The sequence below is a fragment of the Paenibacillus sp. FSL H7-0331 genome, from assembly GCF_001956045.1.
Genome location: NZ_MRTH01000010.1, coordinates 187,009 through 201,117 on the forward strand (window position 1 = coordinate 187,009; position 14,109 = coordinate 201,117).

At 46.0% G+C, this 14,109-nt stretch carries 12 protein-coding genes; all 12 read right to left on the bottom strand.

All coding sequences use genetic code 11. From position 1 onward, the window contains the following. Positions 1-118: 118 nt before the first annotated feature. Complete coding sequence (locus BK127_RS16940) at positions 119-1,705, bottom strand: response regulator transcription factor (protein ID WP_076232286.1); 1,587 nt, start codon at positions 1,703-1,705, stop codon at positions 119-121. A gap of 27 nt (positions 1,706-1,732) precedes the next feature. Further along, positions 1,733-3,487, bottom strand: a complete 1,755-nt coding sequence (locus BK127_RS16945; RefSeq protein WP_076232288.1) for a sensor histidine kinase — start codon at positions 3,485-3,487, stop codon at positions 1,733-1,735. Between the two features lie 103 nt (positions 3,488-3,590). Continuing rightward, positions 3,591-4,988, bottom strand: coding sequence for an ABC transporter substrate-binding protein (locus tag BK127_RS16950; RefSeq protein WP_076232290.1), 1,398 nt, complete (start codon positions 4,986-4,988; stop codon positions 3,591-3,593). Between the two features lie 173 nt (positions 4,989-5,161). Beyond that, positions 5,162-6,025, bottom strand: coding sequence for a carbohydrate ABC transporter permease (locus tag BK127_RS16955; protein ID WP_076232292.1), 864 nt, complete (start codon positions 6,023-6,025; stop codon positions 5,162-5,164). Between the two features lie 21 nt (positions 6,026-6,046). Continuing rightward, positions 6,047-6,940 carry a carbohydrate ABC transporter permease gene (locus BK127_RS16960; protein ID WP_076232294.1) on the bottom strand — a complete coding sequence of 298 codons (894 nt, stop codon included), beginning with the start codon at positions 6,938-6,940 and terminating at the stop codon, positions 6,047-6,049. Positions 6,941-7,150: 210 nt separating this feature from the next. Continuing rightward, the gene (locus tag BK127_RS16965) at positions 7,151-7,363 is read right to left on the bottom strand and encodes a DUF3006 domain-containing protein (protein ID WP_076232295.1); all 213 of its coding nucleotides are present in this window, start codon (positions 7,361-7,363) and stop codon (positions 7,151-7,153) included. 1 nt (position 7,364) lies between these two features. After that, the gene (locus BK127_RS16970) at positions 7,365-8,246 is read right to left on the bottom strand and encodes a ComEC/Rec2 family competence protein (RefSeq protein ID WP_076232297.1); all 882 of its coding nucleotides are present in this window, start codon (positions 8,244-8,246) and stop codon (positions 7,365-7,367) included. Positions 8,247-8,333: 87 nt separating this feature from the next. Further along, the gene (locus BK127_RS16975) at positions 8,334-9,140 is read right to left on the bottom strand and encodes a GGDEF domain-containing protein (protein WP_256711353.1); all 807 of its coding nucleotides are present in this window, start codon (positions 9,138-9,140) and stop codon (positions 8,334-8,336) included. A 2-nt stretch (positions 9,141-9,142) separates the two neighbouring features. Next, positions 9,143-9,496, bottom strand: coding sequence for a hypothetical protein (locus BK127_RS16980; RefSeq protein WP_076232302.1), 354 nt, complete (start codon positions 9,494-9,496; stop codon positions 9,143-9,145). Between the two features lie 275 nt (positions 9,497-9,771). Beyond that, positions 9,772-11,559, bottom strand: coding sequence for a Gfo/Idh/MocA family oxidoreductase (locus BK127_RS45550; protein WP_083689377.1), 1,788 nt, complete (start codon positions 11,557-11,559; stop codon positions 9,772-9,774). Then, the gene (locus BK127_RS17000) at positions 11,556-12,581 is read right to left on the bottom strand and encodes a Gfo/Idh/MocA family protein (protein ID WP_076232304.1); all 1,026 of its coding nucleotides are present in this window, start codon (positions 12,579-12,581) and stop codon (positions 11,556-11,558) included. Before BK127_RS17000 ends, BK127_RS45550 begins: the two co-directional genes overlap by 4 nt. An 86-nt stretch (positions 12,582-12,667) precedes the next feature. Then, positions 12,668-13,951 (bottom strand): ABC transporter substrate-binding protein, encoded by a 1,284-nt coding sequence (locus BK127_RS17005; RefSeq protein ID WP_076232307.1) that lies wholly within the window; start codon positions 13,949-13,951, stop codon positions 12,668-12,670. Positions 13,952-14,109 lie beyond the last annotated feature (158 nt).

The window sequence follows — 14,109 nt, forward strand, 5'->3', positions numbered from 1 at the left end:
TAGGTTTCTTGTGAACAGCCAACTTGTGTCGGCTGAACAACAAATAATCCCCATGAATCCATGGAGATAGTTGGCTTACCTGTATGCAATTGTGGTCGATGTATGCATAACTCCGATATTAATTCGCATATTGCTGCTTGAATTCGGAAGGCGTCATCCCTGTATGCTTTTTGAATAGCTCACTGAAATAGGGTCGATCCTCATATCCGAGCGCCTGGGCAATTTCCTGAACCTGCCTGCCTTCCAGCAATAAAGCCTTGGCCCGCTCCATTCGCTCTGTCGTAACAAATTGCCCAACCGTCATCCCTCTGACCTTCTTGAATAGATTGGCAAAGTAGCTGCCGCTTAAGTAGACCAGCTTGGCGTAATCATTCACTGTCAGGTTCACATCCAGATGCTGTCTAATATGAGCGATTACTTGTTCGACGACCTGATTGGCTTCTTCTTTCTGCCTTTGTTGGATGACCTCACAGCCGATTCTGCACAGCTCGTTGATGCCTCCCTTAAGCTCTGTCAGCTTGTAGGAATGCAAATTCTTAATATGCAGCAGATGCGCCTCCAGCGGCTTCATTTCTTCAGTCGTCAGCTTTTCTGCAAATACCCGATTCATCATAAAGGCAAGCTCGTCGTACATGACCTTTACAGCCTCTGGAGCATAAGGCACAGGCACAGATACGGTTTCATCGAACAATTCGTCTACAAGCTCCTGCGCTTTGTGCAGATTGCCCGAACGCAGGCAATAGAACAGCTCCTTTTCCTTTTCCGTTGAAAAGCGCGGTGCCGTTTGATGATCCACATGCTGGTAGCCATATACACTGTTGCCACCGGTATAAAAATTATAGGATAGTGCGGTCATTGCCTGAGTATACGAATAAGAAATTTCATGAATATGGTGTACGTTTTCCCCCAGACCGAGAGATACCGTATATCTGGAATAGCTTTCGATATTTTCACGGCACTGCTCGGCCAGCCTCTCGGCACTCCCGGAATCAGGCGAATTGAACACAGCAACGAACCGGTGCGAATGATCCCGAAACACAAATCCTTTCGTTACATTGCCAATCGTCTCCTCCAGAATATTGTGCAGGGTGAACCGAATCAGCTCGACCTCTTGCACAGGAAGCTTATGAGTCAGCTCGGCAAACTGGTCAATTTCCGTAAGCATAACAACGAATTGCTCACGTTCGAGTGCAATATTGAGAAAATCCCAACGCTTGGCGGCCTGTTCCGGCGTAGTGGGAAACTGCAGCAGAAGCTGAAAATATTCCTGCCGCAAATAAGGTAAACTCTCCCTCAGCTTGCGCTCCATCTCATGAAACCGCTGCTGGCTTCCAAGTTCCTCTTCGATCGACGCTTTGGCTTTGAGAACGGCATCAATAATTTTTTGTGGTGTGAAGGGCTTCAATATATAATCAAAAGCGCCAAGCTGAATGGCCTGCTGCGCATAGTCAAAATCGGTATATCCACTTAGGAAAACGATTTTGGTACGAGGAAATTCGCTTAATACCCAACGTGTCATATCCAGCCCATTCATTCGCGGCATGCGGATATCCGTCAGCACGATATGAGGCTTTGTTTCACGTATGAGCTCAATACCCTTCTCGCCGTTGCTGGCCGAGCCCACCACACGAATCCCATGCAGACTCCAGGGAATTTGATTGGCGATACCATCAACAACCGTCTTGATGTCATCTATCACACACATTCTAAGCTCACTGTTCACTTTTGATCGTCACTCACTTTCCAATGGAATCGTTAAGGTAATTACGGTTGAACGGTACGGAATGCTCGATAATTCAATATCGGCTCTGCTATCGTATTGCAGTCGCAGACGTCCAAATACATTGCGCAGCGCATAGCCCTTCTTAAACGTCTGCTCCTGCCGCATATCCTCGTCAACTTGCCGGGCATCCATGCCGGAACCATTGTCCTCCACTCGCAGCTCGAGCCAATTTGAATCCAGACGTCGGATTGTAATCATAATTTGTCCATCAACGTCCATTTCCTGAAAGCCATGCAGGATCGAATTCTCCACCAGCGGCTGCAAAATGATTTTCAATATCGGTATATCAAGCAGCGAATCATCCTCGATCATAATGTTATAATCGAACAAGCCTTCGTAGCATTTTTGCTGCAGGCTCAAATATTGCCGTACATGGTCGATCTCCTTCGCTAAGGTCGTCATCTCGTTGCCCCCATTAAGACCAAGCTGGAACAGCAAGGAGAGGGAAACAATCATATCGGTAACATCCTTATTCTGCGCTGTTTCCGATTTCCAGACGATTGTATTGAGCGTATTGTACAAGAAATGCGGATCAATCTGCGCCTGCAGCGCTTTAATCTCCATCTTTCTTTTCTCGTTCTCGGCATCCTTCACATCGTCAATCAGCTTCGATATTTGCTCCAGCATGCGGTTGAATTTCAACCCGACCTGTGTAACCTCATCCTCGTACTTACTCTCAAAGCGAACATCAAGCTGGTTATGCTCGACCTTCTTCATAAGACCTTGAAGCTTATGCAGCGGCTTCAGCAAGAAGCCTGACATCAGATTGGAGAGCAGCAGGGCCAGCACCGCGCAGCAGGCCATGATGAACAGCGTGGCTGTTTTGATGCGATTCACTTGATACAGCAAATCCGATTGCTTTTGCACACTGACCAGCAGCCAATCCTGCGTAAGCGTCAGACGCGCATAATTGACCAAATAAGGCTCGTTTCCCTTGGAGTATTTGAAAAATCCCCGTTCCTGCTCCTGCATAGGCTTCATAAATTCCGGGTCATTCTGAAACGTTTCCATTGTGGATGCCATCGGCAGTACCTTACCGCCGCTGCGCGAAACGAGAAAATAATTGTCCGAATGGTCAAGCAAATCATCGGTAATCGCTTTGCGGATGGCATCTTCCTTTAAATTAACGACAATAAATACGTCCTGTACATTAACTTCGGAGATCGATTTCATCAATAAGGAGATCACTCTTTTATTACCGAGAAATAAAGGATCTTCATGTCCTTCGATCCACAAGGCGCGATCCGTGCTTTCCAAATACTTCGAAAATATTGTGCTCTTAAAAGGGACCTGGCTATTGCGAAGGTCATTCGTCGCGAACAGATCACCCATCGGCGTATAGATTAAAATCGATTGAATCGATGGCTCACTCAGCTTCATTTGCGCAAGCGGTATCTGTAGGGAAGACAACTGTCTATAGTAGGCCGATGTTCGGTGATCGTACACATCATTCATCGCCTGCTTGAATTCATCGCTAAGCATCATGGAGGAGGTCGCTACAATCGTATGACGCAGCTTTTCATCGAGCACACGCGCCGATTTATTCAATGTGTTCTGGCTGGAGAGGAAGGCTTCCTTTTCTGTTGAGCTGTAAGCAATCCAGTAGGACATCAGTCCGGTCAAGGCGATAGATATTAAAGTCAGCAGTAAAAAGGCAATCCATAGCCGACGTCTGAGCGAAAGCCTATAAAACCAGTGTTTCACGTCTGTTCCTCCTCCGTACCTCAATAATAAAAAACGCGCCGCTTTCTGCTGCGCGTCCATCATTATGATAATCAACTACAGTTATAGCCAGATCCATCCAGCATTACTTGGCTAAAGTGCCTTGCAGCTTGCCTGGATCAAAGCTTGGATTCGCTTTGCTCTTCGTATCGCCGGAAGCACGTGCTTTTTCCAGAGCGGCGTTATAACGAGTTGTCAGGTCCGTCAACATTTTATCGACATCTCCGCCTTCAAGCATATACTTTGTAATCGCATTGCCTGTCTTGACACCCTCAACCTTAGCTTCCGTTACGGAAAGCGGAGTTGGTGAATACAGTGCATCATATTTGCTCGGCAGGAATCCATCGATGCCCGGAATAGTCGGTTTGTTAGCAGTGGCATTCACATCAGGAACGACAGAGATACCAAAGCCCTTTTCATGATATTCCTTTTGGAAATTAATATTGGCAAGGTACTCCATAAACTTCCACGCTTTTTCCTTGTTCGGCGTGTCTTTACTTATACCAACGTAGTTGCCGGCAATAACCGAAACGGTTCCTGATTGCTTGCCGTCCAGGGTTGGAGGCAGAGCAGCAGCCCAGCGTATTTTGGTCGGGAATTGGTTCTGGAATACACCCGGCTCGCCAGAGTGATTGAAGTACATACCAATTTTACCGGCTGCAAATTGTGCACGCAGTGGATCAATATCCAACGATTCCACGCCCGGCAGCAAGCTTCCATCCTTTTTCATTTGATAGAGCGCTTCAGCAATGGGCTTGTACACGGAGAAATCGTACTGTCCGGTTTTATAGTTGTAGCCATCTACAACGGAAGTGCCACTGAAGGAGCCAATTGGATTGGCAATTCGGCTGAATGCGGAGCTTGCGCTCTTGAAGTTTTCAGCGAAGCCGTACGCGCCTACATCCTTGTTCGCTTCTGTAATCTTCTTGGCTGCATCAACCAATTCCGCTACTGTTTTTGGCGGTTCCTTGATTCCTGCTTTTTCAAACAAATCTACATTATATATTAATCTCCAAAACTGTCCGGTATTCGGCAGCGAATAAATTTTGCCTTCAACCATGTTCGATTCCTCGACCATCAGATTGGCATATCGTTTTTTCAAATCATCGTTCATCAAATCATTAATCGGCAGCAAATAGCCTTTTTTTACAAAACCGAGAAAATCGTTCGTACGCAGCACGTCAGGAGCCTGCTTGCTGGCGTATGCAATATCCACAGCCTGGTTAAAGTTATCGGCCATTACCGTCATTTCCACTTCAATGTCGGGGTTCGCGTCATTAAATTTCTTGATGGCCTCTTTCATGTAATCCGCATCATGGCGATCAATCGTCCAATAAGAGATCTTGGTTTTTCCGCCTGTCGCTGTACCCGTACCCGAGGTCCCTCCAGCTTGCGTCCCGCTATCCTGTCCAGCTCCACATGCTGCCAGAGAGGAAGCGACCAAAGCTACGCCCAGCACGGTTCCTATCGTTTTTTTCATCATTTTGATAAAACCCTCCTTTTTAATTATAAACCATTCTTGAATAGGTTCCTAATTGGAAATCATGTAACTGCTTTCAGCATAACGGCTGAGCTTGTCGAACCGTGAAGGACAATCCGACTTTTATGGAGGGGAAAACTACTTTCCGTCTCCCGCCTCTACCTCCGACCAGCTTTTTAACCTTTGACAGCACCTGCGGTAACCTGCATGAACGACTTGTTCGCTATCATATAGACCACGAGGATCGGCAGGAACGATAGACAAGCACCGGCCATCATCAGTTGAGTCTCTGCAGCTGCACCAATACCATAACGAAGATTCGCGAGACCTACCGTCAGTGTCTGCAGTTTCGGCGAGGTCATGGTGAATACGAGCGGCAAAATATATTCATTCCAGGCGCCGCGAAACGTGAACAAGGCCGTAACTGCAAGCGCCGGACGCAGCAGCGGAAGAATGATTTTCCAGAAAACGCTATAAAAGTTACAGCCGTCAATGTAAGCAGCCTCGTCCAGATCGCGGGGAATCGCCTTGAAAAAACCGATCAACATAAAATAAACCGTAGCATGGGAGCTGATCAGGATGATAATGACACCCCACAGCGATTTGTTCAAGCCGAGCATGACCATCAAATCAAATTGCGGTCTGAGTACGACAGCACCAATGGAAATAAACATCGTACTTGCCTGCAACGCGACATACAGTTTTTTGCCTGGAAACTTCGTACGGTCTATCGCGTAGGCGGCCATCGAAGCGATCAGCAGCGTTGCAATTGTGACCATGGTGCTAATAAAGAAGCTGTTCCAGGTAAATAGCGCAAAATTGGCCTGCTTCCAGGCAGTAGCATAATTCGAGAACTGCCATACGGTTGGCAGAAAAGTAGCTCCCGTGGTTAATTCAGCATTCGTTTTGAGTGAACCCAGAACAGCCATAATAAGCGGGTACAGTGTGACAAAAGCTATACTGATTAAAAATGCCCATTTTACAATATGCCCCAACCAATAGCTTGCCCTAATTCCATTGCGATTCAAGTTTGTATCCATCTCACTTACACCCCGCTTTCCTTAATCCTGATTCAGCCGTTTGGACATGTAAAAATAAATGATCGTAATGAAGCCGACAATCAAAGCTGTTGTAAATCCAACCGCGCTGCCGTAGCCGATTTGCTGTACAGTGGCCGTTGACGCCGACACCGGGAAAAACTGCTTGTATACATACAGGTACATGACCTCTGTTTTGCCGAACGGTCCCCCCTCGGTTAATACCATGATGCTCTCATAGCCTTTCAATGCCGTGATGATGGCCAGCATAATAATCATTTGCAGTACGGTACCGAGCATTGGAAGTGTGATATACCAGAACTTTTGCGCTGCATTCGCTCCATCGAGTGATGCACTCTCATATACGTCCTCTGGTATGCCCTGCAAGCCGGCAATAAACAGCAGCATGTAATTACCGATCCCGCCCCATACCGCAGTAATGATAACCGTAAGCATCGCATATTGCGGACCGAGCCAATCTATTGATTGGGAAATAACCCCATACTTGATCAGAAATTGATTAAGAACACCGTTATATGAATTGAAAATAGTAAAAAATACGATCGACATGACCGATGCACTGATAATAGTAGGCATAAAATAAATCGCTCTGAACAATCCTTTACCTTTCAAGCCGCGGTTTAAAATGACCGCAAGCAATAGCGAAATCGGCAGAACCAGAATGATTTTACCGCCCGCATAGACAAATGTATTGTACACGGAATGCCAAAACTCCTGATCACGCAGCAGTCTGGAGAAATTATCAAGACCTACAAATCGGGGTATCCCAAAGCCTTGATAATCGTAAAACATATAGCGTAGCGCCCAGACGATGGGATAGATACCAAGCGCCAGTGTCAGGAACAAACTTGGAAAAATGAAAATATATGAGTTGAACAGAGATACACGTTTACGCATCGTCTATCAGCTCCTCCCGTTCGTTTTTTTATAGCATATTACATGCGAGCCAGAGGGCGGGAGCGGTAATTCAACTGGCACCATAGGACAAAGCAACTTAATTTGAATTTGAACGGAGTCGGACTCATCTACAGCCCATAACAAAAACCCCATCGCGGCACGACGAGGTTTGCTCTTGATCGGATTATTATTTTCAACAGCTACTAATATTTAATCTGCCCATACATCCTTCATGAGCCTCTTGATGCGGCTCTCTCTTTCTTTGGTAGCTGCAGCGTCAGTTACCCAAATTCCCTTCTGCTGCTCGACCGCATGTCCCGCCTTCACTCCAGCTGCAACCTGACTCCGTGGAACATCGGTCATCACGCCCGCAATTTCAATGACGTAGTATTTGCCTTCAATACGATCTACAATTCCTTTCAAGCTACTTCTCCTTCCTTTCCGTAGCAATCGTGACGTTCTTTCCATCCGATATGACTGACACCGTCCCCTGCAAATCATTGCGATAGACGCTGGCTCCTGCTTTTTTCAGTCGGGATAAAATTGTCTTGTCCGGGTGACCATAATTGTTGTCTTTGCCCGATTGAATAATCGCATACTGGGGCTTCACCTTGTTCAGGAAGGTTAAGGAGGTTGAAGACTTCGACCCATGATGACCTACCCCCAACACGGTCGATGTCAGATCGACACCTGATTTAATCATATCCTTCTCGCTTGCCGCCTCTGCATCACCGGTTAACAGCAGCGAAGTCGTACCATAAGTAATTTTCACAACAGCACTCATGTTGTTCGCATTGTCATATACAGCAGCCGGGGCGATCATCTCCACTTGAACCTCTTTGTCCCAGTCCAATGTTAAACCTGCGTTGGCCGTTTGGACCTTGAGCTTTTTATTGCTGATCGATTCCAATAACGATTCAAAGGTACGGGTATTCGAAGATATTTTGGGCATATATATTTTGTCTACAATCGTTTGATCAATGACCTTATCCAAGCCTCCGATATGATCCGCATCCGGGTGTGTCCCGATTACGATATCGAGCTTTGTGATTTGATATTGCTTGAGATAATCCAGCATGACTTGTTCTTTGTCGTTATTACCTGCATCAATAAGCATCGTTTTGCCGGATGGACTGATCAGCAATTGGCTTGCCCCTTGCCCAACATCCAAAAATAACACCTGGAGCTTTCCATCGGCTCGCAAAATAGTCGTAGATCCCACAGATTCATTATGTACAGTTAGAGGTGAACAGCCCGTTAATACAACCAGGACGAGACCCATAATCCAAACCTTCCATTGTGCCATACTTCAGTTAGCTCTCCTCGTGATGATAGTAGGACATTGGAATAAATAAAAGCCCCTAAGCTAGTTTATAACTCGGAGCCGTTCTTTTCAATGTTTTCCATGCAATAAGTGCTCGTCGTATGCAGGCTTCAAGCTTGTTGATATCATACTAGCCTTGCTGATCATCTCTCTAAAGCTCGAAGAAGCGTAATTGTGATCGAAACCGTTAATATAACCTACTGCTGCCGATAATGTAATATTCATCACATGCATCGGCTCCGTCAGCTGCTGAATCAGCTTCTCTACTTCCTGTAATTTCCTTGTTGAAATAATGACGAACTCGTCACCGCCATATCTGCATATGTAATCCTGTTCATTCGTTATGTTTTTAAGCAGGGTTGAAAAATGAATAAGTACATCATCACCGACTGGATGTCCATGCTTTTTATTAATAAGGCCAAAATCATTCAGATCTATAAACAAAATATGAAACATCCGATTCAGAGCAACAAAATGATTAAACACATATTCCATATACGCGGATCGATATAAGCCTGTTAACAGATCCTCATATTTGCCAAGTGTTGTTTTTAGCACCTCTCTGGTTACAATGCCCTCTGCGTGATTTCCATCTTTGACAATTAAGCGTTTTACTTGATGCTGCTCCATGATAGAAATAGCATCTCCAATAAAGGTTGACTTGGGAATACAAATCGGATTTCCCGTCATCGCATCTGCAACGATCCGGTTGGGATGAACCGAACGTATATCTTTGGAAGTCAGAATACCGGTAATCTGACCTTGATCATTCACCACAAGTGAATTGACACCGAGTTCATCCATCAGCCTGGCTGCATATTGAACACTTTTGCCAGAAGTGATATATTGCAGCTGTTCCGATATCAAGTCCTCCACCTTCAATTTAATTCTACCTCCCGCTCAACGAACATCGTAAATTTCAACTCGGCTCGCAATACCATGCATTCATTCACCATACAATCGGCTTCCTCCATAATAATTTCCAGCAGTAGCTGCTGATCCATCATTTCCAATAAGGAGCGACGAATTAATATTCCCTCCACCTTGGGGTGATCAATTTTTAATACTGTAAATTGTTCGGGGGAGAGCGCTTCCGCCATGCGCATAACAGCTTCGGGTCCCACTGGAGCCTGCTTGCCGATGATTAATAAATCCTGCATGGGGGGTAGTTCGAATTCACTGATAACCATGGACAAATTAGCTTTTCGGGAATAAGAAGACTTATTTCTCATCAATAACATCCTTAAACTATTTTGACTTGGGGGAACTTTCATAAATATGTATTAAATATACATGAAAGTGCTACCAAAATCCACTATTAATCGACAATGATTACCATTTATTAGGCCTTATTTACCACTTTTATTATGATCCTCCGTTTAATAATACCAGGATGAAAGTATGATATGGAAAGCAGCTTCAATTAAAAACAAAAAAGGCGCTCTTCACTTGGTGGGATGTTTGTCCGTAACACCACCCCCAAAGAAAGGAGCACCTTTTATAAAATTTACTTCGATAACACGGATAATAACGATTCCCCAAACGAATCCTGATCTACATAAAGTGTACAACTGGGATGTGTACGAAGAATAGTAGACGGATTGGCTGTCGTTATCGGCATGTTTAATGTACGGTGAACGGCCTCCCGTTTAGTCAGGCCAGGGACCATGCAAAACAGCTCAGACGCAGACATCAGGGCAGGAATGGTTAAAGTAAGCGCATGCGTAGGCACTGATTGCAATTTCGGGAAACATCCGTCATTCACCTGCTGCTGTCGGCATGCATCCTCCAGTACAATAGGTTTGATCATAGCCAGATCTGCAAAGTCCGCTACCGGCGGATCGTTAAAGGCGATATGTCCATTCTCTCCGATACCGAGAAAGACAAAATCGATCGGTGCCTCCTGCAATAACTCCGCATATCTGTGACATTCCATCTCCACGTCAAGGCTGCCATCAATGAGATGCACAACACCTGGGTTCACTTTATCGAAAATGCTACTTTTCAGAAACTCCGCAAAGCGCTGAGGCGAACCTTGCGGCAGCCCTATGTACTCATCCATATGAAATGCAGTGATTCGCTCCCAGTCGAGACCCTCCTCTTGGCATAACTGCTCCAGAAACTCATTCTGAGAAGGGGCTGCTGCAAATACGATACGTACACGCTCCTGCTCCGCAAGTCGTTTGCGTACGGCCTGTGCCGCCTGTCGTCCAGCCGCTGCACCTAATTCGCGTCTTCCTCTATATACGTTCACCTGCAAATTTTCAACCTTCAGACTTTGATGCGGTTTATCCAACACGACTTCACACTGCCTGTTAGAAGATTCATAGGTACCCAGAATGATTTCAAGCGCATGAATACCTTCTTCCCCTGGGATAATCGGTGCGCGATGTTCCTGAACAGCCAGAGCCATATCGCGAAGCTGCAGACGGTGTCCGTCAGGGATAACCTGGAACGGCTCAAATGCAGGGATCTCCAGCTCTTCACCATTCACCTTTAGCAGCTCAATGTCGTCTTCCTTGTAAATGAGGGTTCCCCGTTCCCCATGGATCTCCAGCCGTTGGCCTAAGTCAGGATATACCGTTGTAGTGATTTCCATGACACCCATGGCGCCATTATGGAAGCTGAGCAGCGAAACGGCGGTATCCTCTACCTCAATTTGTCTTAACATCGTGTTTGCTCGTCCATAGATGGATTTGACCGGACCCACCAGCCATTGCAGCAGGTCAACCGTGTGAATCCCCTGATTCATCATGGAACCGCCCCCGTCAATCGCCCATGTCCCCCTCCAGCCGGCACTGTCATAATACTGCTGGCTGCGGTATATTTTCACATAGGCATCACAAAGACTTAATTTTCCCAGTCCGCCATCAGCGATAAACTGCTTAACAAATTGGGCGGCGGGAGACATTCTTCTTGGAAAAATCGTCGCAAGCAGAACACCCTGCTCCTTGCATTCCCGAATCATCCGATACGCATCTTCCATATGGATCGCCATGGGCTTCTCCACCACCACATGTTTGCCCGCTCTTGCGGCAAGCAGTGTTTGCTCAGCGTGGTATCCGCTTGGTGTACAAATGCAAACAACCTCGATCTCATCATTCTGCAGCATATCCTCGAGCTGTACGTACAGCTGACCTCCATGCTTTTCTGCAAATTGCCTTCCTTTCTCCTCATTCTTTTCACATATGGCAACCAGTTCCGCCTCTTCGATCTCGTGGATAGCATTTGCATGAATCTCGGCAATGACACCACATCCCAGAATGCCAAATTTGGTCTTCTTTACTGTGCTCATACCTGTCGCTTCCTTTCCTGCGTATTTAAATGGATAACAAGATCATCCGCCGTGATGGTCGCTTCGGACGTCTTGAGAATGTCATCCTGAGACACAGTAGCATCTTCTCCTTGAATACGCCGTATAAAGTCGCTTGTAATGGAATGCTTCGGCTGTTCAAGTGGAACCAATCCCATAGGCGATTGATTCGTCAATTGGATCATAACGGTATCCTTCTGCAGCAGAGGATCGCCTTGCAGACGAAGCTCGGCACAACCCTCGGTACCTGTTACGAAGATACGGCCATCCCCCCAAGTCCAGCTCTGGCTTGGCGTGTGCCAATCCGTATATAGCTGGGCAGTGATACATTCCTCCATGACGACCTGTACGCTGGCCGTGTTATAGAAGGTCGGGTATTCAGGCAAAATCGTTTTGCCGACATACCCGTTAATCGTTTCTATTTCTTTACCGGTCAACCATCGCAAAAGATCGAAATCGTGCACCAGCAGATCAATCAGGATACCGCCAGACTGCTGTTTGGAGAAGAACCACGCGGGTCTTTTCGCTGCATCCAGTCGATGAGGCTTGCGCATGCCGATCGAGACGATATCGCCCAGTACCCCTTGATCAATCTGTTTCTTTAAGGTGTAGATTGCGGGATGAAATCGTTCGGTAAGCAGCATCCCGACTTGAATTCTCCCCCGTTCGATCACTGCCTTCAGCCGCTCCAGCCCTTCTGTGCTCGTAACAGCCGGTTTATCGATCATGATAGGTTTGTCATGGCTTTCACATAACTCAATCACATTAATCTTTTGATCATTAATCGATGCACAGCCGACAATCGATACCGACTCGCCCAGCAGGCTTTCTTTCTCTTTCACAAGAGGGATTCCGAATTTATCTGCAAAGCTTTGTGCCAGCTCCACATTCTCATCCTCGTAGATTCCGGCACATGTATATCCGAGCTCAAGCATCTCACTGATAAATATTCCGATATGCGCATGCTGACAACCAATAATTGAAAACTGACGAGCATTCATCATTGTAAATCCCCATTTCACCCAAATATAATAGCAGAACAGGATAGAAGCCCATCGTTAGACAGTCTTCTAGATGTAAAATTATTCTATTAATTGTTCTTCTCGAAGATTTTGTCGGCTTCTTTACGGAAATCAGCGACCGCCTCATCAATGGTCACTTTACCAAATTGCTGCTTTTGCACTGTTTGTTCAAACAGCTTGGTCACTTCACCCGTCCCTTTAGGTCCACCATCATACATCGAAGGTTTATCGCTGGTCACATGCTGCAGCATTTTCACCATTTTCTTATCACGCTCATTGAATTTCGCGGTCAGGTACTCCAGCATTTTTTTATTTTCCGGCATGCCTCTTTCCGTTTCCAATATATCTGCCGCTTCCTTCGAATTCAGGAAAAAATCAAGGAACATTGCTACTTCCTTCGGATACTTCGTTTTGGCCGAAGCGGAAAGGAACATCGCCGGTAAAATCGCACTGCCGGATTGTTTATCCTTCGGATAAGAAACCATATCGATTTTATCCTTCATCACATTCTCATATGCCGGGAACGTAGCTGTAAATTGAGGTCCCATGATGGGAACAATCCCCTTCATTAACCCATCCTTATTAGGATCAGCATTACCGATTGGCAGGAACGAAGCGGTCATGGTAGCTGGCGGTACAATGCCTTCCTTACGAGCGTCATCCCACATTTTCAGCCAGTTTGTGAACGTCGGGTCCGTGTAGCCGAGTCGGTTATCCTTATAAAGCTGCTCACCGACAGAAAACACATAATACATGTAGGCTTCCAAGGATGTCGACATATCGAATGCACCGTATACTTTATCTCCAAGCTTGGACTTCACTTCACGTGCCTTATCAAAATATTCCTTCCAGGTCATGTCGAGCTTCGGAGGCTCAACCCCTGCCTGTTGGTACATTTCTTTATTGTAGATTAAGACGGAGGCATTATCGGAAACCGGCAATCCGGTCAGCTTGCCTTTAACCGTTCCTTGATTCTTCACCACATCCGCATTCAAATCATCAACTTTGAGCTCCTTACCCACTTGAGGAGTGAGGTCGGCGAGCACACCACGATCCGAATATTCCTTAATGTAGAGAATACTCATCTGCATGATATCAGGAACATTGTTGCCGGCCACCTGGGTGGACAGCTTCTCCCAGTACCCATCAAAGCTCGTATATTCCGGTTTAATTTTGATATTCGGATGGAGCTGTTGGAACTTGTCAATGACCTTCAGCGTTCTGTCGTGCCGTCCTTGACTTCCCCACCAGGCAAATCTCAGCTCCACGTTCTGCTGGGCTTGTGTTTGTTTGGGATCGACTTTCTCTGTAGTGGTTGCTTGGTTCTTCTCCGTAGGAACACATCCGGCCATAAGGCCTCCTAATAAGGTTAAACTTAGTAACGAGCTGAAAAATGTGCGGCTCCTTGCATGATGACTAGCCATTGTTGATACACCCCTTATCCATTTACTTGCTTACCTAACTATTATAAAATTTGTGGATTTTAATAGAATAAGAGAAATCTACAAAA